This is a genomic window from Pseudomonas sp. PDM03 (assembly GCF_014852385.1).
Taxonomy (GTDB): domain Bacteria; phylum Pseudomonadota; class Gammaproteobacteria; order Pseudomonadales; family Pseudomonadaceae; genus Aquipseudomonas; species Aquipseudomonas migulae.
In genome coordinates this window covers 54034-80745 of sequence record NZ_JACVBM010000022.1, presented here as the reverse complement: position 1 = coordinate 80745, position 26712 = coordinate 54034, and the positions used below count along the sequence as shown (strand labels likewise).

The window sequence follows — 26712 nt, the reverse complement described above, 5'->3', positions numbered from 1 at the left end:
GCCGCACTTGAGGATAGACATGAAGTTTCTTTGCGCAGGCGCTGAGTTGGCCGAATCCAGCAGCCGCGGTTTCGAGATCGACGGCGAGAAGCTATTCGCCGTACGCCGGAACGGTCAGGTCTACGTCTATAACAACCGTTGCCCGCACCGTGGCGTCGGACTGGAATGGACACCCGACCGGTTTCTCGACCCCAGCAACAGCCTGATCCAGTGCGCCACCCACGGCGCACTGTTCCTGATCGAAGATGGCGAGTGCGTCGCCGGCCCGTGCGCCGGGCAATCTCTGACCACCATTGAATGTCGCGAAGACGCTCAAGGAATCTGGGTCAGCCTTTAACCGTTGAGCAACACCTCAAGACGCCGCTCGACCCGCATTTCCTCGTGGGTCAACCGCACGCCGTAAGCCAGGACTTCAACACCGCACGCCACCGCCTCTCGCAAAGCGGCCGCGTAGGCCGAATCGATTTCCTCAGCAGGACGCACAGCATCGATGCCGGTGAGGTTCACGCAATACAACTGCACCGCACGAATCCCGTCCCGCGCCAGATGCGCCAGTTCCCGCAAATGCTTGGCACCACGCTGGGTGACCGCATCGGGAAACGCCGCCACCGATGAGCCATCGAAGCCCAACGTGACACTTTTGACTTCCACATACGCCGGCCCGCTTGGGTAATCGAGGCGAAAGTCGATGCGGCTGCTCTCCTGACCGTAAGCCACTTCGCGCTTCAGTTCGGTGAAGCCGTTGAGCTCAGCAATGACGCCAGCCCGCAGAGCCTCTTCGATCAAACCATTGGCGCGCCCGGTGTTCACGCAGAACAAGCGACCTTGAGGGGTCTCGCCGATTTCCCAAGTGCCGGGTAATTTGCGCTTGGGATCATTGGAGCGACTGAACCAGACCTGCCCGCCCTCCACCTGACAATTGAGCATCGAGCCGGTGTTCGGGCAGTGAATGGTCAGTAACTCGCCGTGAACGGTTTCGATATCGGCGAGAAAACGCTTGTAACGTCGGATCAGTCGACCTTCTTCGAGGGGAGGATTGAACTGCATCAGCCTTGCCAGCTCTTCAAGCCGCGAGCGATGCGTTCGACCGCTTCCTGCAAACGCGGAAGGCTTTGGGTATAGGCAAACCGCACGTGATGGCCGGCCTGAAAACGCCCGAAGTCGAGGCCCGGCGTAATCGCCACGTGCTCGGTTTCAAGGAAATGCCGGCAGAACGCGAAGGCATCTCCGCCTAATTTGCTGATATCGGCATACAAATAGAACGCACCTTCGGGTTCAACGGCGATGCCGAAACCCAACTCTCGCAGTGCGGGCAGCAAATAATCCCGGCGCCGACCAAACTCGGCGCGACGCTCTTCAAGAATGGCGATGGTCGCAGGCTCGAAACAGGCCAGTGCGGCATGCTGTGCCATGCTCGGGGCGCTGATGTAGAGGTTCTGTGCGAGTTTTTCCAGTTCGCCGACCGCCGCTTCCGGCGCCACCAGCCAACCGAGTCGCCAGCCAGTCATGCCGAAATACTTTGAAAAACTATTCAGTACGAAGGCGCTGTCATCGACTTCCAGCACGCTGGAGGCATCGGTGCCGTAAGTCAGGCCGTGATAGATCTCGTCCACCACCAGATGGCCATGCCGCGCCTTGATCGCGGTCGAAAGGCCCGCCAGCTCATCGCGGGTCAGGAGGGTCCCGGTCGGGTTGGCCGGCGACGCCACCAGCGCACCGACGCTGTCGTGATCCCAATGACGGTCGATCAAGTCCGGCGTCAGTTGGTAACGCACCTCCGGGCCGACAGGAACAAGCTGCGCCGCGCCTTCCACCAACCGCAGGAAATGCCGGTTGCAGGGGTAACCCGGGTCCGCCAGTAGCCAGTGTTTGCCCGGATCCACCAGCAACGCACTGGCCAGCAGCAACGCGCCGGAACCGCCGGGGGTGATGAGGATTCGCCGCGGATCGATGTTCAAACCGTAACGCTGCTGATAGAAGCTGGAAATGGCCTCACGCAGCTCGGGAATGCCACGGGCGGCGGTGTAGCGGGTTTTCCCCGCCGTCAGCGCGGCCTGACCGGCCTGGATGATCGGCTCGGCGGTGGTGAAATCCGGTTCGCCGATTTCCAGATGGATAACGTCGTGGCCGGCAGCTTGCAGTTCATTGGCCCGCGCCAGCAGCGCCATGACATGGAACGGTTCGATCGCGCGACTGCGGGCACTGTAGGACTGAGCCATTAGCCTTCCTTCAACAGGGTAAAAAAACCGATTCTACCCAAGCGCAGGAACGAGCGAGAACCTAAAGCGGTCAGACGCGTTAAGACCCTGGCCACAAACGACCCATGCGAGTGCGCAAGGTTTGACTAAAATCATTAATTGATCAGGTCTCCAGCACCACCGGTCAAGGCTTTGCAATCATTTGCAAGCCCTTCAGGCCACTACCTCGACATCCGGGAGTAGCGCGGCCCGATTTGATCTGGTAAGTTCGCCCGCTTGCAGCCGCAGGGCCGGCAGGTGTCGGTGATGGAGCAATCCTGCGCAGATGGATTACAAGAGTAGAGGCGGTCCATTTCATGCCCACCCAAGCAAAGCAGCAAAATCAGTCGATCAGCGGCTTCGAACCCTACAAAGAAGTTAAGGGCGAGGAGTACATGGGCAAACCCATGCGCGCTCACTTCACCAAGATCCTGAACAAGTGGAAACAGGACTTGATGCAGGAAGTCGACCGCACGGTTGATCACATGAAAGACGAGGCGGCCAACTTCCCTGACCCGGCAGACCGTGCCAGCCAGGAAGAAGAATTCAGCCTTGAATTGCGTGCCCGTGACCGCGAGCGCAAGTTGATCAAGAAGATCGACAAGACGCTGCAATTGATCGAAGACGAAGAATATGGCTGGTGCGAGTCCTGCGGCGTCGAGATCGGCGTCAAGCGACTGGAAGCACGCCCTACCGCCGACATGTGCGTTGACTGCAAGACCCTGGCGGAAATCAAGGAAAAGCAAGTCGGCAAGTAATTGCGGCTTGAACGAAGAACGGAGCGTGCGAACGCTCCGTTTTTGTTTCTGAAATTCATGATTTTGTAGGAGCCTGCTTGCTGGCGATGGCGGTTTCAAGGACGCCATCGCCAGCAAGCCGGCTCCTACAGAGAATGCTGCGTTCACTCAAGTTATATCGTGCCCATGACCGCCCCCCACAGCCCCGCCTACATCGGACGCTTCGCACCCACGCCAAGCGGCCATCTGCATTTCGGTTCGCTGGTCGCAGCGTTGGCCTCGTACCTCGACGCGCGCTCGGTGGGCGGGCGCTGGTTGATGCGCATGGAAGACCTCGATCCGCCACGGGAAGAACCCGGTGCCCAAGCGGCCATCCTCAAGGCGCTGGAAAGCTATGGTTTCGAGTGGGATGGCGAAATGGTCCGACAGAGCGACCGCCACGACGCCTACGCCGAAGTGCTCAATCGCCTGTTCAATCACGGTCTGGCCTACGCCTGCACGTGCTCGCGCAAACAATTGGAGCCGTATCACGGCATTTATCCGGGTTTGTGTCGCAATGCAGGCCATGGCACTGAAGATGCCGCCATTCGCCTGCGCGTGCCTGAGCTGGAATACCACTTCATCGACCGGGTGCAGGGCGAGTACCGCCAACACCTGGGCCGGGACGTCGGCGATTTCGTGATCCGCCGCCGCGACGGGCTCTATGCCTATCAACTGGCGGTAGTGCTCGATGATGCCTGGCAAGGCATCACCGACATCGTCCGTGGCGCCGACCTGCTGGACTCCACGCCACGCCAGCTCTATCTGCAAGAACTGCTGGGTTTTTCGCAACCGCGCTATCTGCACATCCCGTTGATTACCCAACCTGACGGCAACAAGCTCGGCAAGTCCTACCGTTCGCCGCCGCTGACCGAAGACCAGGCAACACCGTTGTTGCTGCGCGCATTGCGCGCACTCGGGCAAAATCCCGGCACAGAACTGGCGTACGCCACACCACGGGAAGTGCTGAACTGGGGCATTGCCCACTGGGACGCGCTGAAGATCCCGCGCACACTCAACCTGCCCGAAGCGCAACTACAGTGATCAGACTTGCAGTGGCGCGCCCATCCGTTACCATCGCCGCACGTTTTCGGGCACGCGCATAAAAAAGAGAGGCCGGGATGTACATCTATCGCTTGGTCCTGCTCCTGGTAGTGGGGATTTACCTGTTTTCCCCGGCCATCATGGATTGGTGGATCGACGCCACTGGCGCCTGGTATCGCCCGTATCTGCTCTGGCTGATTCTGATCGTCGTGACCTTCATCCTGCAGAGCCAAAAAGATGCCGATGAGCTTTAGCCTGACCCAGATGATCCTGATCAGCGCCGCGTACCTGGCGGTGCTGTTCGGCGTCGCCTGGATCAGCGAACGGGGCATGATCCCCCGGGCGATCATTCGCCACCCCCTGACTTACACCCTGTCGCTGGGCGTTTACGCCAGTGCCTGGGCGTTTTACGGCACGGTGGGCTTGGCCTATCAGTACGGCTACGGTTTTCTCTCCAGCTACCTTGGGGTTTCCGGGGCATTTTTGCTCGCGCCGGTGTTGCTGTATCCGATCCTGAAGATCACCCGCACGTATCAACTGTCGTCGCTGGCCGACCTGTTCGCGTTCCGCTTTCGCAGCACCTGGGCCGGCGCACTGACCACGATCTTCATGCTGATCGGCGTGCTGCCGTTGCTGGCCTTGCAGATTCAGGCCGTGGCGGACTCCATCGGCATCCTCACCCGCGAACCGGTGCAGCATCGCGTGGCCCTGAGCTTTTGCGCACTGATTACGCTGTTCACGATTTTCTTCGGCTCGCGCCACATCGCCACCCGCGAGAAACACGAAGGCCTGGTGTTTGCCATTGCCTTCGAGTCGGTGATCAAGCTGATCGCCATTGGCGGCGTTGGTTTGTATGCGCTGTACGGCGTATTCGACGGCCCGCAACAGCTGGAGCTGTGGCTGCTGCAAAACCAGACCGCCCTCGCCGCGCTGCACACGCCATTGCAGGAAGGCCCATGGCGCACGCTGTTGCTGGTGTTCTTCGCCTCGGCGATCGTGATGCCGCACATGTACCACATGACCTTTACCGAAAACCTCAACCCGCGCTCGCTGGTCAGCGCGAGTTGGGGCCTGCCGTTGTTCCTGCTGCTGATGAGCCTGGCGGTGCCGCTGATTCTCTGGGCCGGCCTGAAACTGGGGGCCACGACCAATCCTGAATACTTCACGCTGGGCATCGGTATCGCCGCCAACAGCAAAGCCTTGGCGCTGCTGGCGTATGTCGGCGGGCTATCGGCAGCCAGCGGGCTGATCATCGTCACCACCCTGGCCCTGTCCGGGATGGCGCTGAACCACTTGGTGCTGCCGCTCTATCAACCACCGGCCGAAGGCAACATCTACCGCTGGTTGAAGTGGACACGTCGGGCGCTGATCGTCGCGATCATCATGGCCGGTTACGGTTTCTATCTGCTGCTGGGCGCAGAGCAAGACCTGGCTAACCTCGGCATCGTCGCGTTTGTGGCGACGTTGCAGTTCCTGCCGGGCGTGCTGTCCGTCCTGTACTGGCCGACCGCCAACCGCCGTGGCTTCATCGCCGGTTTGCTGGCGGGGATTCTGGTGTGGCTGGTGACCATGCTGTTGCCGCTGGTCGGCAACCTGCAAGGGTTCTATATCCCGCTGCTGAACATGATCTACGTGCTGGACGACACCAGTTGGCACATGGCGGCAATCGCCTCGTTGGCCGCCAACGTGCTGATGTTCACCCTGATTTCGCTGTTCACCAACGCCAGCCCCGAAGAAGCCAGCGCCGCCGAAGCTTGCGCCGTGGATAACGTGCGTCGCCCGCAACGTCGGGAGTTGCACGCCGCCTCGCCTCAGGAATTCGCCACGCAACTGGCCAAACCCTTGGGCGCCAAGGCTGCGCAGAAAGAAGTCGAACAAGCGCTGCGCGATCTCTACCTGCCATTCGACGAGCGCCGCCCTTACGCCTTGCGCCGCTTGCGCGACCGGATCGAAGCCAACCTCTCCGGCCTGATGGGCCCGAGCGTGGCGCAGGACATGGTCGAGACCTTCCTGCCTTATAAGGCCGGCGGCGAAAACTACGTCACCGAAGACATTCACTTCATCGAAAGCCGTCTCGAGGATTACCACTCGCGCCTGACCGGCCTGGCTGCCGAACTCGATGCCCTGCGCCGCTACCACCGCCAGACCCTGCAGGAATTGCCGATGGGCGTTTGCTCGCTGGCCAAGGATCAGGAAATCCTCATGTGGAACAAAGCCATGGAGGAGCTGACCGGAATTGCCGCACAGCGTGTGGTCGGTTCGCGCCTGAGCACCATCGCCGATCCGTGGAAAGAGCTGCTGCAAGGCTTCATCAATCTGCCGGACGAGCATTTGCACAAGCAACATCTGGCCCTTGATGGCCAGACCCGCTGGCTGAACCTGCACAAAGCGGCGATCGACGAACCGCTCGCGCCGGGTAACAGTGGTTTGGTATTGCTGGTGGAAGACCTCACCGAAACGCAGATGCTCGAAGACAAGCTGGTGCACTCCGAGCGCCTGGCCAGTATCGGCCGCCTCGCTGCGGGCGTGGCCCATGAAATCGGCAACCCGATCACCGGCATTGCCTGCCTGGCGCAGAACCTGCGCGAAGAACGCGAAGACGATGGCGAGCTGAAGGAAATCAGCGGGCAGATTCTGGAACAGACCAAACGCGTATCGCGCATCGTCCAGTCGCTGATGAGTTTCGCCCACGCGGGCAGTCATCAGCACAACGACGAGCCCGTCTGTCTGGCCGAAGTGGCCCAGGACGCCATTGGTTTGCTGGCCCTGAACCGACGCAATTTCGAAGTGCAGTTCTACAACCTGTGCGACCCCGATCACTGGGTCGAAGGCGATCCGCAGCGACTCGCCCAGGTACTGATCAACCTGCTCTCAAACGCCCGTGACGCCTCGCCTCCCGGCAGCGCGGTGCGGGTAAAAAGCGAAGCCGGCGAACACACGGTCGACCTGATCGTGGAAGACGAAGGCAGCGGTATTCCATCGAGCATCATGGACAGATTGTTCGAACCATTCTTCACCACCAAGGATCCTGGCGAAGGCACCGGTCTGGGCCTTGCACTGGTCTATTCCATCGTTGAAGAGCATTATGGACAAATCACCATCGACAGCCCGGCTGATGTTCAAAGCCAACGCGGCACCCGTATCCGGGTGACCTTGCCGCGTCATGTCGAAGCGACGTCCGCTGTGAACTGAGACCGTCGAGAGTATCGAATCAATGCCGCACATTTTGATCGTCGAAGACGAAACAATTATCCGCTCCGCCTTGCGCCGCCTGCTGGAACGTAACCAGTACCAGGTCAGCGAAGCCGGTTCAGTGCAGGAAGCACAAGAACGCTTCACCATTCCCACGTTCGACCTGATCGTCAGCGACCTGCGTTTGCCTGGCGCGCCGGGCACCGAGTTGATCAAACTCGGCCAGGGCACGCCGGTGCTGATCATGACCAGCTACGCCAGCCTGCGTTCGGCGGTCGACTCCATGAAGATGGGCGCGGTGGATTACATCGCCAAGCCTTTCGACCACGACGAAATGCTCCAGGCCGTCGCACGCATCCTGCGTGACCGGCAATCGGTACAGGCCAGCGGTGAACCTGCCGTCGGCAAAGCCGGCAATGGCGCGGCGAAACCGGGTGTCGACAACAGCAACGGCGAAATCGGCATCATCGGTTCGTGCCCGCCAATGCAGGATCTGTACAGCAAGATCCGCAAAGTCGCGCCGACCGATTCCAATGTCCTGATCCAGGGCGAGTCCGGCACCGGTAAAGAACTGGTGGCCCGCGCCCTGCACAACCTGTCCAGACGCGCCAAGGCACCGATGATTTCGGTGAACTGCGCGGCGATTCCGGAAAGCCTGATCGAGTCCGAACTGTTCGGCCACGAAAAAGGCGCATTCACCGGTGCCAGCGCCGGGCGTGCAGGCCTGGTGGAAGCGGCTGATGGCGGCACCTTGTTCCTCGACGAAATCGGCGAACTGCCACTGGAAGCCCAGGCCCGCTTGCTGCGCGTGTTGCAGGAAGGCGAAATTCGCCGGGTCGGTTCGGTCCAGTCGCAGAAAGTCGATGTGCGCCTGATCGCCGCGACTCACCGGGACCTCAAGAGCCTGGCGAAGATCGGCCAGTTCCGTGAGGACTTGTATTACCGCCTCCACGTGATCGCCCTGAAACTGCCGGCCCTGCGTGAGCGCGGTGCCGACGTCAACGAAATCGCCAATGCCTTCCTGGCGCGGCAGAGCGCGCGGGTCAACCGCACCGATCTGAAGTTCGCCGCAGACGCCGAACAGGCGATTCGTCATTACTCCTGGCCGGGCAACGTGCGCGAACTGGAAAACGCGGTGGAACGCGCGGTCATCCTGTGCGAGAGCCCGGAAATTTCCGCCGAACTGCTGGGCATCGACATCGAGCTGAGCGACCTGGAAGACGACGAGTTCATCGGCCTGCCCCCGCAACAGGGCAACGGCGCCGGCAACAACAATCATGAGCCGACCGAAGACCTGTCACTGGAAGACTACTTCCAGCACTTCGTCCTCGAACATCAGGACCACATGACCGAAACCGAGCTGGCACGCAAACTGGGCGTCAGCCGTAAATGCCTGTGGGAGCGCCGCCAACGCCTGGGCATTCCGCGGCGCAAGACCGGGGTGGCCAGCGAGAGCTGAGCGGGTAACACATGATTGTGTGAAGAAACTGTTACCCCAGTTTTTTTCACGTAACAGAAACCGGGGCTTACGGTAACGAAGCCCCGGTTTTTTTTGGCCTCGAAAAAGCCCATCAAGTGACGTAACCCCTTGTTTTGCTAGGCTTCGCAAAAGTTGGCACGCACCCTGCTATATGTTTGGCACAAGAACAATAACAAGCAATGTACAAGACAATAAAAATAAGACGTATCGACTCACGCACAATAAAAACAAGACGGCATGAGGCGTAGCTAACTGATTCTTTTGGAGAGGCGTTGTATTTGGGGCTTGCCCCACGACCAGGCTGAGAACAACAAAAAACTGTCTTGAGACAGAGCCTGAACTGGTTGGATCGCAAGATCACTGCAACACAGCGACCAAAGCAATCCGTTTGCTCTTGGCTCCCGATTGGGAGGGTCATGAAGGAAAACTTCATGACGCGGGCACTCAACAAAAACAAGAAGCCCGAAACCAATAACAAAAATAGAACATGCAACTACTTCTTGGGGAGCTTCGGCTCCCCTTGTAGTTTCTGGCGTTTACGCCCGTGCCAGACACGCCCTTCAAGCGCTTGCGCAGCTTCCTACACCATCCCCCGACTAAATGCTAGAATCCCCGCCCATCATGCGGTCATTCTTCGTTTTGGCCGAACATTCCTTCAAACAGTGCATCCCATGCTGAAGAAGCTGTTCCAGTCATTCCGTTCTCCCAAGCGTCATACGCAACACATCCGCAGCACGCCTGAAGTGCTTAACAGCGGCCAACACTCGCTGCAAAAGGCACAATTCAGCCGTTACGCGGTGAATATCGTCGAACGCCTGCAGAACGCCGGTTACCAGGCCTACCTGGTCGGCGGTTGTGTGCGTGACATGATGCTCGGCATCACACCGAAAGACTTTGACGTCGCCACCAGTGCCACCCCTGAACAGGTGCGCGCCGAATTCCGCAATGCGCGGATCATCGGCCGCCGCTTCAAACTGGTGCATATCCACTTTGGCCGCGAAATCATTGAAGTCGCGACCTTCCGCGCCAATCACCCGCAAAACGATGAAGAGGAAGACAGCAACCAGTCTTCCCGCAACGAGAGCGGGCGCATTCTGCGCGATAACGTCTACGGCACGCTGGAAGAGGACGCGCAACGCCGCGACTTCACCATCAACGCCCTGTATTACGATCCGGTCAGCGAGCGCATCCTCGACTACGCCAACGGCGTACACGACATCCGCAACCACCTGATCCGTTTGATCGGCGATCCGAAACAACGCTACCAGGAAGACCCGGTGCGGATGCTGCGCGCCGTGCGTTTCGCCGCCAAGCTGAATTTCGGCATCGAAAAACACAGCGCCCTGCCGATCCGCGACCTGGCACCGATGCTGCGCGAGATCCCGTCGGCCCGTCTGTTCGAAGAAGTGCTCAAGCTGTTCCTCTCCGGCCACGCCGCGGACACCTTCGAGATGCTGGTCGACCTGCAGCTGTTCGATCCGCTGTTCCCGGCCAGTGCCGAGGCGCTGGAATACAACCCGACGTACACCCACACCCTGATCAGCGAAGCGCTGATCAACACCGACCTGCGCATCAAGCAGAACAAACCGGTGACCCCGGCGTTCCTGTTTGCAGCCCTGCTGTGGCCTGCCCTGCCGGCTCGCGTACTGCGCTTGCAGGAACGTGGCATGCCGCCGATTCCGGCGATGCAGGAAGCGGCGCACGAGCTGATTGCCGAACAGTGCCAGCGGATCGCGATTCCAAAACGCTTCACCATGCCGATCCGCGAGATCTGGGACATGCAGGAACGCCTGCCGCGCCGCAGCGGCAAACGCGCCGACCTGCTGCTGGACAACCCGCGTTTCCGCGCCGGTTACGACTTCCTGCTGCTGCGCGAAAGCGCTGGCGAACAGACCGATGGCCTGGGCGAATGGTGGACGGATTATCAGGACGCCAACGACAGCGAACGTCGCGACATGATCCGCGACCTCAGCGGCAAGGAAGACGGCACTGGCGCACCACGCAAACGTCGCCGCAGCGGCGGTGCCAAGCGCAAACGTGCTGCCGGCGCACCGAGCGCTACGGGCGAGTAATCGATGGAACGCATCTACATCGGCATGGGCAGCAACCTGGCTGACCCCGCCGAACAATTGCGCAGCGCCGTCGAAGCGCTGGCGCGATTGCCGCAGACTGAACTGGTCGGGGTTTCCGGGTTTTACCAGAGCGACTCGCTGCTGCCCGGCCAACCGCGTTACACCAACGCAGTGGCCGCCCTCGACAGCACACTTGCCCCGCTGGAGCTGCTCGATGCGCTGCAAGCCATCGAGAACGGACAGGGCCGCGAACGTCTTGAGCGCTGGGGGCCACGCACGCTTGATCTCGACATCGTGCTGTTCGGTGATCGGCTGATCGACGAGCCACGCCTCAAAGTGCCCCACTACCATATGCAGGAACGCGCGTTCGTTCTGTACCCGCTGGCCGAATTGGCGCCGGTGGATTTGCGTTTGGCCGATGGCCGTACCTTGGCCGAACTGCTTCAGGCCTGCCCGTTCGTCGGGTTGGAACGCCTCCCCCCAAATTAACGCACATCCCCTGTGGGAGCGAGCCTGCTCGCGATAGCGGTGTGTCATTCAGCATTGATGCCGACTGATCCACCGCTATCGCGAGCAGGCTCGCTCCCACAGGGATTTGTGTTGTACATAAGATCTGCAGGTGCTGAATCGCATCAGTTACTTCGGTAACACCCCACGCGTAACAATGCGGTAACACACGCAATTGACTTCCCGAGTTCTCCTCACGACTATAGGCGTCCCGCTGCCGCCAACACGGCGTTAAAGGGCGCAATCCAGGCCTTAAAAGCACGACAACAGACCGTGCGCCTGTATTTAACGAAGAATCACGCGCGTTACTCGCAGTAGTTTCCACAGCGCCTGAATGAGGAACTTTTCATGCCAGCCATCACCCTGACCACTCTGCAAGGTCTCAAGCAAAAAGGTGAAAAAATCACCATGCTGACCTGCTATGACGCGACCTTCGCCCACGCCTGCAATGAAGCCGGCGTCGAAGTGCTGCTGGTGGGCGACTCCCTCGGCATGGTTCTGCAAGGTCACGACAGCACCCTGCCGGTGACCACCGCCGAGATGGCTTACCACGTCGCCGCCGTAAAACGCGGTAACACCGACGCGTTTATCCTCGCCGACCTGCCCTTCATGGCCTACGCCACTATCGAACAAACCATGACCAACAGCGCCCAGTTGATGCAGGCCGGTGCACACATGGTCAAGGTCGAAGGTGCGCTGTGGCTGGCGGACTCGATCCGTCTGCTGGCCGAGCGCGGCATCCCGGTGTGCGCGCACATGGGCCTGACGCCGCAATCGGTGAACATTCTGGGCGGTTACAAAGTCCAGGGCCGTAGCGAGAACCAGGCACGGCAGATGCGCGCCGACGCCATCGCCCTGGAACAGGCCGGTGCCGCCATGCTGCTGCTCGAATGCGTGCCGAGTGAACTGGCTCAGGAAATCACCCAGGCAGTGGGGATTCCGGTGATCGGCATCGGCGCCGGCAGCGGTACCGACGGCCAGGTCCTGGTGCTGCACGACATGCTTGGCCTGTCGATCACTGGCCGAGTGCCAAAGTTCGTGAAGAACTTCATGAACGGCCAAACCAGCATTCACGCGGCCCTGAGCGCTTATGTCACTGAAGTCAAAGCGGCGACTTTCCCTGGTATCGAACACGGATTCTCTGCATGAACACCGTAAAAACCGTACGCGAATTGCGGGCCGCCGTGGCCCGCGCCCGCAGTGAAGGCAAGCGCATCGCCTTCGTACCGACCATGGGCAACCTGCACAGCGGTCATATCGCGCTGATTACCAAGGCCTCCCAGCGGGCGGACTTCGTGGTCGCGAGTATTTTCGTCAACCCGCTGCAATTCGGCGCCGGCGAAGACCTCGACAAGTACCCGCGCACCCTGGCAGCGGACCAGGAACAACTGCTCGAGGCCGGTTGCCACTTGTTGTTCGCGCCCGCCGTAGAAGAAATGTACCCCGACGGCATGACCGGCCAGACCCGCGTCAGCGTTCCACAACTGTCCGAAGGCCTGTGCGGCGCCAGCCGTCCGGGGCATTTCGAAGGTGTGGCGACGGTAGTCAGCAAACTGTTCAACATGGTCCAGCCAGACCTGGCGATCTTTGGCCAGAAAGATTTCCAGCAACTGGCCGTGATTCGCGCGCTGGTGCATGACCTGAACATGCCGATCCAGATCATCGGCGAGCCGACGGTCCGTGCGGCCGATGGGCTGGCATTGTCATCGCGCAACGGCTTTCTCAGCGAAGAACAGCGGGCCGTGGCGCCGGTTGTGTATCGCACGCTGACCTCGATTGCTGATGCCATTAAACAGGGTGAGCGCGATTATCCGGCGTTGATCGCCGCACAGACCAAACAGCTTGAAGCTGCGGGTTTGCGTACCGACTACCTGGAAATCCGCCATGCACTGACCTTGCGCCCGGCGACGGCGGAAGATCGGGACCTGGTGATTCTGGTGGCAGCGTTCCTCGGCACCACGCGGTTGATCGACAACCTGCACCTGAACCTCGACACGCCTACCTGAAGTCCCACATGTAGGAGCCGGCTTGCTGGCGATGGCGTCCTCAAAATCGCCATCGCCAGCAAGCCGGCTCCTACAGGGGCTGCATTACCCGCGCCCGCTGTATTGCTGCCCACAATCGCTTCGGGCAAACTGCCCGCCGTTCGATTCCGACCTGGGAAAACACTCATGCACGCCATCATGCTCAAGGCCAAGCTGCATCGCGCCGAAGTCACCCACGCAGTACTCGATTACGAAGGTTCTTGCGCCATTGACGGCGAATGGCTGGACTTGTCCGGCATCCGTGAATACGAACAGATCCAGATCTACAACGTCGACAACGGCGAACGCTTCACCACCTACGCCATTCGTGGCGAAGAAGGCTCGCGCATGATCTCGGTCAATGGCGCCGCCGCCCACAAGGCCAAGGTCGGTGACCGTGTGATCATCTGTGCTTACGCTCACTACAGCGAAGCCGAGCTGCTCAACTTCAAGCCGCGCATGCTCTACATGGCACCGGGTAACGAGCTGAGCCACACCAGCAATGCCATTCCGGTTCAGGTCGCCTGACCGAACCTTCTCTTCCGTTTGTCGGACCGTTCCCTGCTTCATGTACAAAAAAGTACCGGGAACGGGTCAGACAAAGTCAAGACAGATCGCAGCGCGAGGTTTACTGTATTCGCCCTGTGCCATGAAATCGTGTCGACGCAGTTGACCGGACGCCCACCCACAGCGCTCCGGGATTTTTAGTGTTCAAAAGGCCGTTCAAGTAAAAAGGAAACCCGCAGCGATGGCGTACTACCGCACTCCTCAAGACGTGACCGCTCTGCCCGCCTGGCAGGCGCTGAATGACCACCGCCAAGCCATGCAGGATTTCAGCATGCGCGAAGCCTTCAATGCCGATCCGCAGCGCTTTACCCAATTCACCCTCAGCAGCTGCGGCCTGTTTCTCGACTACTCGAAGAACCTGATCAACGCCGAGACCCGCAATCTGCTGGTGGGCCTGGCCAATGAAGTCGACCTCAAGGGCGCGATCAAGGCGCTGTTCGAAGGCGAAATCGTCAACTCTTCCGAAGGACGCCCGGCCCTGCACACCGCGCTGCGCCGCCCAGTGGGCGAGAAGCTGTCGGTCAACGGCGTCAACGTGATGCCGGAAGTACACAAGGTCTTGAACAAGATCACCGACCTCGTGGGCCGTATCCACGACGGTCTGTGGCGCGGTTACACCGAGAAGCCGATCACCGACGTGGTGAACATCGGCATCGGTGGCTCGTTCCTCGGCCCAGAGCTGGTTTCCGAAGCGCTGCTGTCCTACGCCCAGAAAGGCGTGCGCTGCCATTACCTGGCGAACATCGACGGCACCGAGCTTCATGAACTGACCATGAAGCTGCGCGCCGAGACCACGCTGTTTATCGTCTCGTCGAAGTCCTTCAACACCCTCGAAACCCTGAAAAACGCCCAGGCCGCTCGCGCCTGGTACCTGGCTCAGGGTGGTTCGGAAGCCGAGCTGTATCGTCACTTCATCGCGGTCTCGAGCAACAATGCCGCCGCCGTGGCGTTCGGTATCCGCGAAGAAAACATCTTCCCGATGTGGGATTGGGTCGGCGGCCGTTATTCGCTGTGGTCGGCCATCGGTTTGCCGATTGCCCTGGCCATCGGCATGTCGAACTTCAAGGAACTGCTGTCCGGTGCCTACACCATGGACCAGCATTTCCAGAGCGCGCCATTCGAACAAAACATGCCGGTGCTGCTGGCGTTGCTCGGTGTCTGGTACGGCAACTTCTGGGGCGCGCAGAGCCACGCGATCCTGCCGTACGACCACTACCTGCGTAACATCACCAAACACTTGCAACAGCTGGACATGGAATCCAACGGCAAGAGCGTGCGCCAGGACGGCACGCCGGTGTCCACTGATACCGGTCCGGTGATCTGGGGTGGCGTGGGTTGCAACGGTCAGCACGCGTATCACCAGTTGCTGCACCAAGGCACCCAATTGATCCCGGCCGACTTCATTGTGCCGATCGTCAGCTTCAACCCGGTCTCCGATCACCACCAGTGGCTGTACGCCAACTGCTTGTCGCAAAGCCAGGCACTGATGCTCGGCAAGACCCGCGCCGAGGCCGAATCCGAGCTGCGTGACAAAGGCATGGCCGAAGCCGACGTGCAGAAACTCGCGCCGCACAAGGTGATCCCGGGCAACCGTCCGAGCAACACTCTGGTGGTCGAACGCATCAGCCCGCGTCGTCTCGGCGCACTGGTGGCGATGTACGAACACAAAGTCTTCGTGCAAAGCGTGATCTGGGGCATCAACGCCTTCGACCAGTGGGGCGTGGAGCTGGGCAAAGAGCTGGGCAAAGGCGTCTACAACCGTCTGGTCGGCAGCGAAGAAACACCGGCTGACGATGCTTCTACCCAAGGGCTGATCAACTACTTCCGCGGTCGTCACCGCGGTTAATCTGACGCCACTCCTACAGACGGTACTAACCTTGTAGGAGGCGGCTTGCTGGCGATGGCGGTGTTTCAGTCGACGAAATTGTTGACTGATGCGCCGCTATCGCCAGCAAGCTGGCTCCTACGAGGGTCGCGTAGCTCCCCTCTTGTCGCAAAAACAAGAAGAAGGAACCGTCATGTTCGATATCAGCACGTTCCCCAAAGCCGATGCCGTCCGCCGGGCCGCACACCTCAGTCAAGACGACTACAAGCGCCTGTACCGTCAATCCATCGAACACCCCAGCACCTTCTGGGCTGAGCAGGCCACACGCTTCCTCGACTGGAGCGCGCCGTGGAAAACCGTCCAGCGCTATGACCTGAAAACCGGCGAAGCCAGCTGGTTTGCCGGCGGAAAATTAAACGTCAGCTACAACTGCATCGACCGCCACCTGGAAAAACGCGGCGATCAGATCGCAATCATCTGGGAAGGCGATGACCCCGCCGAATCGGCCCAGATCACTTACAAAAAACTGCATCACAACGTCTGCCGCCTGGCCAATGTGCTCAAAAGCCGTGGCGTGAAGAAAGGTGACCGCGTGTGCATTTACATGCCGATGATCCCCGAAGCCGCCTACGCCATGCTCGCCTGCACGCGAATCGGTGCGGTGCACTCGGTGGTGTTTGGCGGTTTCTCCCCGGACTCGGTGCGCGACCGCATTCTCGATGCCGACTGCCGCACCGTGATCACCGCCGATGAAGGCGTGCGCGGCGGCAAATTCGTACAGCTCAAGCAGAAAGTCGACCAGGCGCTGAAAAGTTGCCCGAACGTCAGCACCGTGATCGTGGTCGAGCGCACCCAGGGCGATGTCGACTGGGTCGAAGGCCGCGACCTCTGGTATCACCAGGCCCTGCGCGACGTCGACGACAATTGCCCGCCAGAACCCATGGACGCCGAAGACCCGCTGTTCATCCTCTACACCTCCGGCAGCACCGGCAAACCCAAAGGAGTGTTGCACACCACCGGCGGTTACCTGCTGCAAGCAGCGATGACGTTCAAATACGTGCTCGACTACCGCGACAACGAAGTCTTCTGGTGCACCGCCGATGTCGGCTGGGTCACCGGCCACAGTTACATCGTCTACGGCCCGCTGGCCAACGGCGCGACCACGCTGATCTTCGAAGGTGTGCCGAGCTACCCGAGCAGCTCGCGCTTCTGGCAGGTGATCGACAAGCACCACGTGAACATCTTCTACACCGCCCCCACCGCCCTGCGCTCGCTGATGCGCGAAGGCCCCGAACCGCTGAAGGAAACGTCCCGCGCGAGCCTCAGATTACTCGGCAGCGTCGGTGAGCCGATCAACCCCGAAGCGTGGGATTGGTATTTCAACGTCGTCGGCGAACAGCGTTGCCCAATCGTCGATACCTGGTGGCAGACCGAAACCGGCGGCATCATGCTCAGCCCGCTGGTGAGCGCGCAGCGGATCAAACCCGGCTGCGCCACGCAACCGATGTTCGGTGTGCAGCCGGTGTTGCTCGACGAAGTGGGCAAGGAAATCAAAGGCGCCGGCAGCGGCGTGCTGGCGATCAAATCCAGCTGGCCGGCGCAGATCCGCAGTGTCTACGGCGATCCGCAACGGATGGTTGACACCTATTTCAAGCCCTACCCTGGCTACTATTTCACCGGCGACGGCGCGCGGCGCGACGAGGACGGCGACTACTGGATCACCGGGCGCATTGACGACGTGATCAACGTTTCCGGCCACCGCATCGGCACCGCCGAAGTGGAAAGCGCCCTGGTGCTGCACGACAGCATCGCCGAAGCGGCGGTGGTCGGTTACCCTCACGACGTCAAGGGCCAGGGTATTTATGCCTTTGTCACGCCCATGAACGGCACCGATCCCACCGATGAACTGAAGAAGGAACTGCTGGCCCACGTCAGCAAGGAAATCGGCAGCTTCGCCAAACCGGACCTGATCCAGTGGGCTCCGGCCTTGCCGAAAACCCGTTCGGGCAAGATCATGCGACGGATTCTGCGCAAGATCGCCTGCAATGAGCTGGACAGCCTGGGCGACACCTCGACGTTGGCTGATCCGAGCGTGGTTCAGGATCTGGTGGATAAACGCTTGAACCAGTAACGTGTGCACGCCTTGCCCTTGTAGGAGCCGGCTTGCTGCGGGCGGCGTTCCGACGATTGCGGCGTATCAATCGACAAAAATGTTGAATGACACACCGCTATCGTCGGAACGCCGCCCGCAGCAAGCCGGCTCCTACAGGGGACATTAGCGCTTCCCTTTTTTCGCCACTGAGTCTCCATGGAATTCATCCGCAGCCGCATCGAAACCCAGGTCATGAGCCTCACCGGCCTGTCCCTCGGCAAGCTCGACCTGGAAAACCCCAAGGGTGATCCCGGCCTGTTCGGCCCTGATTCGGTCAGTTGGCAAGTCCACGGCGACTTCAGCAGCATGCTCATCGGCGGCATCAGCGCGTTGATGCTGCAAGCCCTGCACCCCTTGGCGCTGGCCGGGGTCTGGGACCATTCGAACTTTCGCGAGGACATGCTCGGTCGCCTGCGCCGCACCGGGCAGTTCATTTCCGGCACCACCTTCGGCTCGCGTAAAGATGCCGACTGGCTGATCGAGAAAGTCCGCACCATCCATCTGCAAGTGACTGGCACCGCGCCGGATGGCCGGCCTTACGCCGCCAGTGATCCAGACCTGCTCACCTGGGTGCACGTGGCCGAAGTCAGCAACTTCCTCGCGGCGCATTTGCGTTATCGCAACCCACACCTTTCACTGGCCGATCAGGACCGTTACTACGATGAAATCGCCTTGGTCGCCGAACGCCTGGGCGCGCGGGACGTACCGCGCTCGCGACAGGAAACGGCCGAATACCTTGAACGCATTCGTCCGCAATTGCTGTGCGACGAGCGCAGTCGCGAGGTGTTGCGACTGTTGTTGAACGCACCCTCCCCGAGCCGTCTGGCCAAGCCGTTCGGTGGGTTGATGATGCAGGCAGGCATTGACCTGCTGCCGGATTGGGCCAGCGACATGCTCGGCGTGCGCCAAAGTGCCCTGCAACGCAAACTGATCCGCGCCAGCGTCAACCGCAGCGCACCGATGCTGCGCTGGGCCGTGCGTAACGGCTCGGTGCATCGGGCCAAGCGACGGATGGGATTATTGACCTGACTCCCTCTCTGTAGGAGCCGGCTTGCTGGCGATGAACGATAACGCGGTTCGTCAGGATGAACCGTATTGCGCCCATCGCCAGCAAGCCGGCTCCTACAGGTTCCGCTCAAGCTGTTAAACTCCCGCGCCAAATTCCCTCCCCTGCAAGGCGCCCAGCATGTCTTCCTTGAATCAGGCGCTGTGCGCCGCCCTCGAACATCGCCAGGACCTGCTTGCCGAACTGCATCAGCAAGGCACCGATTGCTATCGCCTGTTCCACGGCAGCCAGGAAGGCGCCGGCGGCCTGACCATCGACCGCTACGGCCCGCAGCTGTTGGTGCAGAGCTTTCATCAGGCGCTGGAGCGCGACGCCCTGCTGCAAGTGCATGAAACGATCAACCAACATCTGGGCCTCGATACCCTGCTGGTCTACAACGACCGCTCCCGGGGCAACTCGCGCATCGACCGTGAAGACACGGTCTACCGCGCCGACGAAGCCGCCCTGCAAGACTTGGTCGGTCACGAATGGGGCCTGAATTACCGGGTTCGCGGCCGCCACGCCGGCCAGGATCCTCTGCTGTTTCTCGACCTGCGCAACACCCGCGGCTGGGTCAAGGATCACAGCAAGAACAAAAGCGTGTTGAACCTGTTTGCCTACACCTGCGGCGTCGGCCTGAGCGCTGCGGCCGGTGGCGCGAGCGAGGTGTGCAACCTGGACTTCGCCGAGGGCAACCTGGCGGTCGGCCGCGAAAACGGCCTGCTCAATCCGCAGTTGCCGACCATGCAATTCATCCAGTCCGATTATTTCCCGGCCATTCGCCAACTCGCCGGCCTGCCCATCAGCCAGCGCCGCGGGCAGAAACTGCCGAGCTATCAACGCCTGGAACAACGTCAATACGATCTGGTTTTGCTGGACCCTCCGGCCTGGGCCAAGAGCGCTTTCGGCACCGTCGACCTGCTGCGCGACTATCAGAGCCTGCTCAAACCCGCGCTGCTGACCACCGCCGACAATGGCGTGCTGATCTGCTGCAACAACCTGGCAAAAGTCAGCATGGACGACTGGCGCGAACAGGTTTTGCGCTGCGCCGAGAAGGCCGGCCGCCCGGTGCGCGAGTGGACGGTGATGAAACCGGGCGCCGATTTCCCGTCCATGGATCAACAACCGCCGCTGAAAACACTGATCCTGCAGCTCTGAATCACGTGAGATAAATCTGAAAAATCCTGGGCTGAGCGATTACTTCGGAACCGGATTGGCGTGCCATACTCCAAGGCACTCCGATTCAGACAGATGAAGCCGCACATGCCCAAAGGATTGATCCGCGCTATCGGCGCCTTGTTGACTGCTCTGGCCCTCTACAGCCTGCTGGGGTTTCTGATTTTACCGGGCATCGCATTGCGGGTGGCCAACCAGCAACTGGCCAACTACGCGACGACGCCCGCCACTATTCAGCGAATCGAACTCAACCCGTTCAGCCTTGAAGTCACCCTGTGGGGCCTGATCATCGGCGAACCGGGCAAGGAACAGGTCGGTTTCGAACGGCTTTACGCCAACCTGCAGATCGACAGCCTCTGGACCAAGGCGCTGCACCTGTCCGATATCGAACTGGACAAGCCGAAGACCGAGATCCTTTTCGGCAAGGACGGCAAACTCAACTTGCTTGGTCTGTTCAAACTGCCGGCGAGCGAGCCGACGCCGGCCGACCCGGACGCCAAACCGTTTCCGCTACGCGTAGAGCGGATCAAACTGGTCGACGGTGCCATGCACTTCAAGGATGACCGTCCCAGCGAAGCCATCGAGTTCCTCTACGACAAACTCGATTTCGAGCTGAACAACCTCAGCACTCTGCCCGATGACAATGCCGACATGACCCTTGTGGCCATCGGCCCGAACGGTGGGCAGATCGATTGGACCGGTAACTTCAGCCTCATCCCGATCGCCTCCGAAGGTAAGCTGAAAATCACCGACGGACAGATGAAAACCTTTTGGCCCTATGTGCGTGACGCGTTGCCGCTGGTGCTGGAAAACGGCGTGCTGAACCTGAGCACCGATTACAAACTCAACCTGTCCAAGGAAACCGAGCTGCTGCTGAACAACGTCGCAGTGAGCGTGGCGCCCTTCGCCATCAAGGCTCCGGACGGTCGACCGCTGGCGAAACTCGCGCGACTGGACATCACCGACACCACGGTTGATCTGGCCAAACAACAAGTTGTCGTCGGCAAGATCCGCAGCAACAAACTGGAAACCTGGGCAGCACTGGAAGCCGACGGGCAACTCGACTGGCAGAAGCTGTTCGCCAGCCAACCGTCCAAGGCCGCCGCCAAGGCCAAAGCCGAACCGGCCAGCACGCCAGCGGCCGCCGATTCGCCGGAAACACCCGCCGCGCCAAGCAAACCTTGGCAAGTGCTGTTGAAAGATGTGCAGTTGCGCGATTACCAGGTACACCTGGCTGACCGCAAAACGCAACCCGCCGTGACGCTGGACCTGACCCCGCTGAACCTGGACCTGCAGAATTTCGACAGCCTCAATGGCTCGCCTTTTACCCTCAAGCTCGACACCGGAGTGGGCAAACAAGGCAAGATCACCGCCGAGGGTGAGGTCAATCTGGCCCCGGTCAGCGCCAGACTCAACGTGCAGACCAAGGACATCGACCTGCGGGTCGCCCAGTCCTACATCACCCCGTTCATTCGCCTTGAACTGCGCAGCGGCATGCTTGGCAGCGATCTGGCGGTCAACCTGAAAAGCACCGAGCCGTTGGCGTTCAGCGTCACAGGACGGGCGCAGATCGATCAGCTGCACACCCTCGACACCCTGAAAACCCGCGACTTTCTCAAGTGGCAGCAGGTGGTGGTCGAAGGCCTGAATTATCAGCACGGCGACAGCCTGTCCATCGACAAGGTCAACCTGTTCCAGCCCTACGTGCGTTTCATGATCAACGATGACCGCACCACCAACATCGATGACCTGCTGATCCCGCAACCGCCCGACTCCGGCGCCAAAACCGCTGCGGCCAAACCCGTCAGCAAGGACAAGCCGCTGGGCATTCACATTGGCGGCATTGCCATCAATGACGGCTCGGCCAACTTCGCCGACTTCAGCCTGACCCCGAACTTCGCCACCGCCGTGCAACAGCTCAACGGCCAGATCGGCACCATTGACAGCCGTCAGGCGAAACCGGCGACCGTCGACATCAAGGGCAAGGTCGATCGCTACGCGCCGGTCACCATCAAAGGTTCGGTCAACCCGTTCGACCCGATGGCCAGCCTCGACATCGCCACCAGTTTCAAACGGGTGGAACTGACCACGCTGACGCCCTACTCCGGCAAATTCGCCGGCTACCGTATCCGCAAGGGCCGACTCAACCTCGACCTGCATTACCTGATTACCAAAGGCCAGCTCAAGGCTGAAAACAAAGTGGTGGTCGAGCAATTGCAACTGGGTGAAAAGGTCGACAGCCCCGACGCTGTCAGCCTGCCGCTGAAACTGGCGATTGCCCTGCTCAAGGATGTCGACGGCAAGATTTCCATCGAGCTGCCAGTGAGCGGCGACCTCAACAATCCGCAGTTCAGCATCATGCCGATTGTCTGGCAGACCCTGCGCAACCTGATCGTCAAAGCTGCTGCCGCACCGTTCAAAATGATTGGCGGGCTGGTCAGTGGTGGTTCGGAGGACCTGGGTACGGTGTCGTTCGCGCCGGGCTCGAGCGATCTGAGCAAGGACGCCGAGGGTTCGCTGGTCAAACTGTCCAATGCACTCAAGGAACGTCCGGCCCTGCGCCTGGAGATCGAAGGCACCGCTGCCGCCAGCAGCGATGGCCCGCTGATCGCCGAGCAACGCCTGGAACGGGAATACCAGTACAACTACTACAAAATGCTCCAGCGTCGTGGCGACAAGGTGCCGGCGCAGGCCTCGTTGCTGCAAGTACCGGACGGCGAGAAAGGTCCGCTGCTGGAAGGCATCTACCGCACCCGCCTGAAAACCCAGCCACCCGCCGAATGGAAGGACCTGGGCAAGGAAGAACGCACCGCAAAAATGCGCGCAGACGTGATCAAGTTCTGGAGCACCAGCGACGTGCTCTTGCGCCAGCTGGGCCAGGATCGCGCCAGCAGCATCAAGGATTATCTGGTCGACAAGGGTCAGTTGGCCGATGAGCGCGTGTACTTCATCGATGCCAGCCTCGGCGAAGCCGAAAGTGACGGGCGGGTGGTAACGCCGTTGCACCTGGATGCCGAGTGATGATCAGGCGATTGCTGATCAGCCTGACACTGGCAATGGCGGCCAGTCAGGCCTCGGCCGCCGATACCCTGCGCTGTGGCAGTCAGTTGGTCAGCGTCGGCGACCGGTCCAGCGAAGTACTGCAGAAATGCGGTGAGCCGGTCAGTCGAGACCTGTTGGGCTACAAGCGCAGTGCCAACCGTCGGGAAGAATTCCAGGTCGAGGAATGGACCTACGGGCCCAACGGCGGGATGTATCAATACCTGCGGTTTGAAGGCAATCGTTTGAAGCAGATCACCAGCAAGCGCGGAAATTAAGTAACGCGCAAAACCAACTGTAGGAGCAAGCTTGCTCGCGATTGCGATGTAACAGTCAGCACACATGTTGAATGTTACGGCCCAATCGCGAGCAGGCTCGCTCCTACAGTTGTTTTGCGTTGCTGCAAATAGAACAGGCCCCGGACACGAATGTCCGGGGCCTGTAATGGCCACTTCCTTGTGGCCGTCGCATGAACTCTCAAGTTGCGGCAGACGCATGACTCGGCTCGTCTACCGCGTCTTCTCCCGTTCAGGCGAGAAGTCTTGCCTTACTCGGCTTTCAGGCCGTCAGCGGAGACCGCCTGGACGCCTTTGATTTTCTTGGCGATGGCCACGGCGGTGGCTTTCTGAGCGTCAGTCACCGCGACGGTGGACGACAGGGAAACAACACCTTTGTTGGTTTCAACCTTGATATCGGTACCAGGAATGCCTTTTTCGGTCACCAGGTCAGCTTTGACTTTGGTGGTGATCCAGGTATCGGAAGTGGCTTCTTTAGCCTTGGTCACTTCACCGGCAGCCAGCACCATTGGGGCTTGGGTAGCCTGGGTTTGAGCGAATGCAACGTTGGCCATGGTCAGGGTCAGCGCGGTAGCAGTAGCGGCAGCGATAGCGAACTTCTTCATACGAGTAACTCCTGTTTTTTCATAAAGTCTGCTGCGTGTCTTGTCAGCAGGGTTACTGGGTATAGTGCGAACGCTGTGCCAACTTTGAAACAGCCATTAATCCCTTATAAATCATGAACTTAAAAAATCGACTGATTTTCGGAATCATGCAAATTGCATGACTTCGACATTCTCTTACATGCAAGTTGCAGGTTTTAACGTGGGCCTAAGGCCATGAATTTGTGAGGTTTTCCAAATCTCACCCAAAAACACAGCGAACCTGGAGTTTCCCCCCAAAAAAGAATGCCCCATCCGACGATGGGGCATTCTTCTATCTACCTGTTTTCAGCATTAAGTTGCAGAGGCTGTGCAACCAGGCGGTGCGTAATCGGCAGTCACGCCGGTCGCGCATGACCAGCCTGCAGTGGCACTGCGAGTCAGCGTGATGGTTTTACCTGCCACAGGGGCCGGTGCTTTTTGCAGGGTGCAGACAATGGTGCCAGCGCCTGAGGCAACCGTGCCGGTGACAGCAATTGCACAGTTCTGCGTCGTCGTGCCGGCGCCCGTCAGTGTGGTGGGTTCTGCAGTGCCGGCATTCATCAGATCTTCAAACGAAACCTTCAACGCGGAAATCTCCGCCAACCCCGCCGTCACTTTCGCCCGGGCCTGATACTTCGAGTAAGCCGGCAACGCAAACGTCGCCAGAATCCCGATGATCGCCACCACGATCAACAATTCGATAAGCGTAAACCCTTTCTGAGTACTCATAGACAAGCTCCATGCATGAGTCGAAATCTCATGATCTGAACCAGTATCAGCACAGCCCATGCCAAGCCCGTTGCCCCCTGTTAGCGGGGCGCGAGAACGGCGCAAGGCCTTGTCCTGCCCTCAGGATCCGCACTATCTGACACTTTTTGTCACCAGAGCAGCGCTGGTTTGGCGTCACCGGTTGACTAGGCTATAAGTCATGAACTGTCTGTGTCCGGTATCCCCATGAATGACATCGCCCTTAGCGGTCTGGCCAAGCAATTGGTGCTTGCCGAGCTGCTCACCGACCAAAACGCGCAACAGGCGTATCAGCAAGCCCAACGTCATAAAATCTCCCTGGTCAGTTATCTGGTGCAGAACAAACTGGTGAAAAGTCGCCAGGTCGCCGAGATCGCCTCGGAGCATTTCGGTATGGCGCTGCTCGACCTCAATTGCCTGGACAAGGAAACCCAACCCAAGGGTCTGGTCAGCGAGAAACTGGTTCGCCAGCACCACGCCCTGCCCCTCTGGCGGCGTGGCAACAAGTTGTTCGTGGGGGTTTCCGACCCGACCAATCACCAGGCCATCAACGACATCCAGTTCAGCACCGGGCTGAACACCGAAGCCATCCTGGTGGAGGACGACAAGCTCAGCGATGCCATCGAGAAGTTCTTCGACAGCCATGCCAGCGGACTGGAAGACATGGCCGACGTCGACCTCGATGGCTTGGACATCGAGTCGGTCGATGACCACCAACAGGACGCCATCGCCGGACAGGATGCCGACGACGCGCCGGTGGTGCGCTTCGTTCACAAGATGCTGCTGGACGCGATCAGGAGCGGCTCTTCCGACCTGCATTTCGAGCCCTACGAAAAAACCTACCGCGTGCGGATGCGCACCGACGGCATGCTGCGTGAAGTCGCCAAGCCGCCGATTCAACTGGCCAACCGCATCGCCGCCCGCCTGAAAGTCATGGCCAGCCTCGACATCTCCGAGCGGCGCAAACCCCAGGACGGGCGGATCAAGATGCGCCTGTCGAAGAGCAAGTCCATCGACTTCCGGGTCAACACCCTGCCGACCCTGTGGGGCGAGAAAGTGGTGATCCGGATCCTTGATCCATCGAGCGCGCAAATGGGCATCGACGCCCTCGGCTACGAACCTGACCAGAAAGACCTGTACATGGCCGCGCTGAAACAGCCGCAGGGGATGATTCTGGTGACCGGCCCCACGGGGTCGGGCAAGACAGTGTCGCTCTACACCGGCCTGAACATTCTCAACACCGTGGACATCAACATCTCCACCGCCGAAGACCCGGTGGAGATCAACATGGAAGGCATTAACCAGGTCAACGTCAACGCCAAGCAAGGACTGGGTTTTGCCCAGGCGCTGCGTTCATTTTTGCGGCAGGACCCGGACGTGATCATGGTCGGCGAGATCCGCGACCTGGAAACCGCCGAAATTGCCATCAAGGCCGCCCAGACCGGGCACCTGGTGCTGTCGACCCTGCACACCAACAGCGCCGCTGAAACCCTGACCCGCCTGCACAACATGGGCATTCAGGGGTTCAACATCGCGACGTCCGTGAGCCTGATCATCGCCCAGCGCCTGGCGCGCAAACTGTGCAGCCAGTGCAAGAAGCCCATCGATGTTCCCCGCGAGGCATTGATCAAGGAAGGCTTCCCAGAGGAACGGATTGGCGCATTCACGATCTATGAGCCGGTCGGTTGCGATCAGTGCAACGGCGGCTACAAGGGGCGCGTGGGGATTTATGAAGTGGTGAAAAACACAGCAAGCCTGCAACGGCTGATCATGGCCGAAGGCAATTCGCTGGAAATCGATATCCAGATGCGCAAGGACGGCTTCAACGACCTGCGTACTTCCGGGCTGATCAAGGCCATGCAAGGCATCACCAGCCTTGAAGAAATCAACCGGGTCACCAAGGACTGAAC

22 protein-coding genes are annotated in these 26712 nt (G+C 60.0%); 18 read left to right on the top strand and 4 right to left on the bottom strand.

Annotated elements, in window-relative coordinates:
- Window positions 1–19: 19 nt before the first annotated feature.
- Complete coding sequence (locus tag IB254_RS24985) at window positions 20–337, top strand: Rieske (2Fe-2S) protein (RefSeq protein WP_192419997.1); 318 nt, start codon at window positions 20–22, stop codon at window positions 335–337.
- Here the strand turns inward: IB254_RS24985 and sfsA are convergent.
- Window positions 334–1047, bottom strand: a complete 714-nt coding sequence (sfsA, locus tag IB254_RS24980) for a DNA/RNA nuclease SfsA (RefSeq protein ID WP_192419996.1) — start codon at window positions 1045–1047, stop codon at window positions 334–336. The two genes, IB254_RS24985 and sfsA, sit on opposite strands and share 4 nt — an antisense overlap.
- Window positions 1047–2219 carry a pyridoxal phosphate-dependent aminotransferase gene (locus IB254_RS24975; RefSeq protein WP_192419995.1) on the bottom strand — a complete coding sequence of 391 codons (1173 nt, stop codon included), beginning with the start codon at window positions 2217–2219 and terminating at the stop codon, window positions 1047–1049. Before IB254_RS24975 ends, sfsA begins: the two co-directional genes overlap by 1 nt.
- A 335-nt stretch (window positions 2220–2554) precedes the next feature.
- Between IB254_RS24975 and dksA the strand changes: the two genes are divergently transcribed.
- From dksA to IB254_RS24895, 16 genes are all read left to right on the top strand, one after another.
- Window positions 2555–2995: an RNA polymerase-binding protein DksA gene (gene dksA / locus IB254_RS24970; protein WP_007902025.1), complete on the top strand. Its 441-nt coding sequence runs from the start codon at window positions 2555–2557 to the stop codon at window positions 2993–2995.
- Between the two features lie 165 nt (window positions 2996–3160).
- Window positions 3161–4057 carry a tRNA glutamyl-Q(34) synthetase GluQRS gene (gene gluQRS, locus IB254_RS24965; RefSeq protein WP_192419994.1) on the top strand — a complete coding sequence of 299 codons (897 nt, stop codon included), beginning with the start codon at window positions 3161–3163 and terminating at the stop codon, window positions 4055–4057.
- Between the two features lie 77 nt (window positions 4058–4134).
- Complete coding sequence (locus IB254_RS24960) at window positions 4135–4311, top strand: hypothetical protein (RefSeq protein WP_003176118.1); 177 nt, start codon at window positions 4135–4137, stop codon at window positions 4309–4311.
- Complete coding sequence (locus IB254_RS24955; RefSeq protein ID WP_008033180.1) at window positions 4295–7249, top strand: sensor histidine kinase; 2955 nt, start codon at window positions 4295–4297, stop codon at window positions 7247–7249. The genes IB254_RS24960 and IB254_RS24955 overlap by 17 nt, the downstream gene beginning before the upstream one ends.
- Before the next feature lie 22 nt (window positions 7250–7271).
- Entirely contained in the window at window positions 7272–8708 is a 1437-nt protein-coding gene (locus IB254_RS24950; RefSeq protein ID WP_008036379.1) for a sigma-54-dependent transcriptional regulator, read from the top strand.
- Window positions 8709–9400: 692 nt separating this feature from the next.
- The gene (locus IB254_RS24945; protein WP_192419993.1) at window positions 9401–10801 is read left to right on the top strand and encodes a polynucleotide adenylyltransferase PcnB; all 1401 of its coding nucleotides are present in this window, start codon (window positions 9401–9403) and stop codon (window positions 10799–10801) included.
- Between the two features lie 3 nt (window positions 10802–10804).
- Entirely contained in the window at window positions 10805–11290 is a 486-nt protein-coding gene (gene folK, locus IB254_RS24940; RefSeq protein WP_192419991.1) for a 2-amino-4-hydroxy-6-hydroxymethyldihydropteridine diphosphokinase, read from the top strand.
- Between the two features lie 366 nt (window positions 11291–11656).
- Window positions 11657–12457: a 3-methyl-2-oxobutanoate hydroxymethyltransferase gene (gene panB / locus IB254_RS24935; RefSeq protein ID WP_008033189.1), complete on the top strand. Its 801-nt coding sequence runs from the start codon at window positions 11657–11659 to the stop codon at window positions 12455–12457.
- The gene (gene panC / locus IB254_RS24930; RefSeq protein ID WP_192419990.1) at window positions 12454–13314 is read left to right on the top strand and encodes a pantoate--beta-alanine ligase; all 861 of its coding nucleotides are present in this window, start codon (window positions 12454–12456) and stop codon (window positions 13312–13314) included. Before panB ends, panC begins: the two co-directional genes overlap by 4 nt.
- A gap of 165 nt (window positions 13315–13479) precedes the next feature.
- Window positions 13480–13860, top strand: a complete 381-nt coding sequence (panD, locus tag IB254_RS24925; protein WP_003228271.1) for an aspartate 1-decarboxylase — start codon at window positions 13480–13482, stop codon at window positions 13858–13860.
- A 220-nt stretch (window positions 13861–14080) separates the two neighbouring features.
- The gene (pgi, locus tag IB254_RS24920; protein WP_008033191.1) at window positions 14081–15745 is read left to right on the top strand and encodes a glucose-6-phosphate isomerase; all 1665 of its coding nucleotides are present in this window, start codon (window positions 14081–14083) and stop codon (window positions 15743–15745) included.
- Window positions 15746–15917: 172 nt separating this feature from the next.
- Complete coding sequence (acs, locus tag IB254_RS24915) at window positions 15918–17855, top strand: acetate--CoA ligase (protein ID WP_192419988.1); 1938 nt, start codon at window positions 15918–15920, stop codon at window positions 17853–17855.
- A 177-nt stretch (window positions 17856–18032) separates the two neighbouring features.
- Window positions 18033–18905, top strand: coding sequence for an oxygenase MpaB family protein (locus IB254_RS24910; RefSeq protein ID WP_192419986.1), 873 nt, complete (start codon window positions 18033–18035; stop codon window positions 18903–18905).
- 157 nt (window positions 18906–19062) lie between these two features.
- A complete protein-coding gene (locus tag IB254_RS24905) occupies window positions 19063–20079 on the top strand; it encodes a class I SAM-dependent rRNA methyltransferase (RefSeq protein ID WP_008033195.1) in 1017 nt (338 codons plus the stop codon).
- 93 nt (window positions 20080–20172) lie between these two features.
- Window positions 20173–23118, top strand: a complete 2946-nt coding sequence (locus IB254_RS24900; RefSeq protein ID WP_192419984.1) for a DUF748 domain-containing protein — start codon at window positions 20173–20175, stop codon at window positions 23116–23118.
- Window positions 23118–23414 (top strand): DUF2845 domain-containing protein, encoded by a 297-nt coding sequence (locus IB254_RS24895; RefSeq protein WP_192419982.1) that lies wholly within the window; start codon window positions 23118–23120, stop codon window positions 23412–23414. The genes IB254_RS24900 and IB254_RS24895 overlap by 1 nt, the downstream gene beginning before the upstream one ends.
- Before the next feature lie 269 nt (window positions 23415–23683).
- Here the strand turns inward: IB254_RS24895 and IB254_RS24890 are convergent, their stop codons facing one another.
- Window positions 23684–24037 carry a BON domain-containing protein gene (locus tag IB254_RS24890; RefSeq protein WP_008042835.1) on the bottom strand — a complete coding sequence of 118 codons (354 nt, stop codon included), beginning with the start codon at window positions 24035–24037 and terminating at the stop codon, window positions 23684–23686.
- Between the two features lie 330 nt (window positions 24038–24367).
- Window positions 24368–24784 (bottom strand): pilin, encoded by a 417-nt coding sequence (locus tag IB254_RS24885; protein WP_192419980.1) that lies wholly within the window; start codon window positions 24782–24784, stop codon window positions 24368–24370.
- A 225-nt stretch (window positions 24785–25009) separates the two neighbouring features.
- Between IB254_RS24885 and pilB the strand changes: the two genes are divergently transcribed.
- On the top strand, window positions 25010–26710 hold the full coding sequence (gene pilB / locus IB254_RS24880; RefSeq protein ID WP_192419978.1) for a type IV-A pilus assembly ATPase PilB: 1701 nt from the start codon (window positions 25010–25012) through the stop codon (window positions 26708–26710).
- Window positions 26711–26712 lie beyond the last annotated feature (2 nt).

Excerpts from the sequence above, each read along its gene's own strand:
- IB254_RS24985 (WP_192419997.1), top strand. The coding sequence starts at position 20 with ATGAAGTTTCTTTGCGCAGGCGCTGAGTTGGCCGAATCCAGCAGCCGC.
- sfsA (WP_192419996.1), bottom strand. The coding sequence starts at position 1,047 with ATGCAGTTCAATCCTCCCCTCGAAGAAGGTCGACTGATCCGACGTTAC.
- IB254_RS24975 (WP_192419995.1), bottom strand. The coding sequence starts at position 2,219 with ATGGCTCAGTCCTACAGTGCCCGCAGTCGCGCGATCGAACCGTTCCAT.
- dksA (WP_007902025.1), top strand. The coding sequence starts at position 2,555 with ATGCCCACCCAAGCAAAGCAGCAAAATCAGTCGATCAGCGGCTTCGAA.
- gluQRS (WP_192419994.1), top strand. The coding sequence starts at position 3,161 with ATGACCGCCCCCCACAGCCCCGCCTACATCGGACGCTTCGCACCCACG.
- IB254_RS24960 (WP_003176118.1), top strand. The coding sequence starts at position 4,135 with ATGTACATCTATCGCTTGGTCCTGCTCCTGGTAGTGGGGATTTACCTG.
- IB254_RS24955 (WP_008033180.1), top strand. The coding sequence starts at position 4,295 with ATGCCGATGAGCTTTAGCCTGACCCAGATGATCCTGATCAGCGCCGCG.
- IB254_RS24950 (WP_008036379.1), top strand. The coding sequence starts at position 7,272 with ATGCCGCACATTTTGATCGTCGAAGACGAAACAATTATCCGCTCCGCC.
- IB254_RS24945 (WP_192419993.1), top strand. The coding sequence starts at position 9,401 with ATGCTGAAGAAGCTGTTCCAGTCATTCCGTTCTCCCAAGCGTCATACG.
- folK (WP_192419991.1), top strand. The coding sequence starts at position 10,805 with ATGGAACGCATCTACATCGGCATGGGCAGCAACCTGGCTGACCCCGCC.
- panB (WP_008033189.1), top strand. The coding sequence starts at position 11,657 with ATGCCAGCCATCACCCTGACCACTCTGCAAGGTCTCAAGCAAAAAGGT.
- panC (WP_192419990.1), top strand. The coding sequence starts at position 12,454 with ATGAACACCGTAAAAACCGTACGCGAATTGCGGGCCGCCGTGGCCCGC.
- panD (WP_003228271.1), top strand. The coding sequence starts at position 13,480 with ATGCACGCCATCATGCTCAAGGCCAAGCTGCATCGCGCCGAAGTCACC.
- pgi (WP_008033191.1), top strand. The coding sequence starts at position 14,081 with ATGGCGTACTACCGCACTCCTCAAGACGTGACCGCTCTGCCCGCCTGG.
- acs (WP_192419988.1), top strand. The coding sequence starts at position 15,918 with ATGTTCGATATCAGCACGTTCCCCAAAGCCGATGCCGTCCGCCGGGCC.
- IB254_RS24910 (WP_192419986.1), top strand. The coding sequence starts at position 18,033 with ATGGAATTCATCCGCAGCCGCATCGAAACCCAGGTCATGAGCCTCACC.
- IB254_RS24905 (WP_008033195.1), top strand. The coding sequence starts at position 19,063 with ATGTCTTCCTTGAATCAGGCGCTGTGCGCCGCCCTCGAACATCGCCAG.
- IB254_RS24900 (WP_192419984.1), top strand. The coding sequence starts at position 20,173 with ATGAAGCCGCACATGCCCAAAGGATTGATCCGCGCTATCGGCGCCTTG.
- IB254_RS24895 (WP_192419982.1), top strand. The coding sequence starts at position 23,118 with ATGATCAGGCGATTGCTGATCAGCCTGACACTGGCAATGGCGGCCAGT.
- IB254_RS24890 (WP_008042835.1), bottom strand. The coding sequence starts at position 24,037 with ATGAAGAAGTTCGCTATCGCTGCCGCTACTGCTACCGCGCTGACCCTG.
- IB254_RS24885 (WP_192419980.1), bottom strand. The coding sequence starts at position 24,784 with ATGAGTACTCAGAAAGGGTTTACGCTTATCGAATTGTTGATCGTGGTG.
- pilB (WP_192419978.1), top strand. The coding sequence starts at position 25,010 with ATGAATGACATCGCCCTTAGCGGTCTGGCCAAGCAATTGGTGCTTGCC.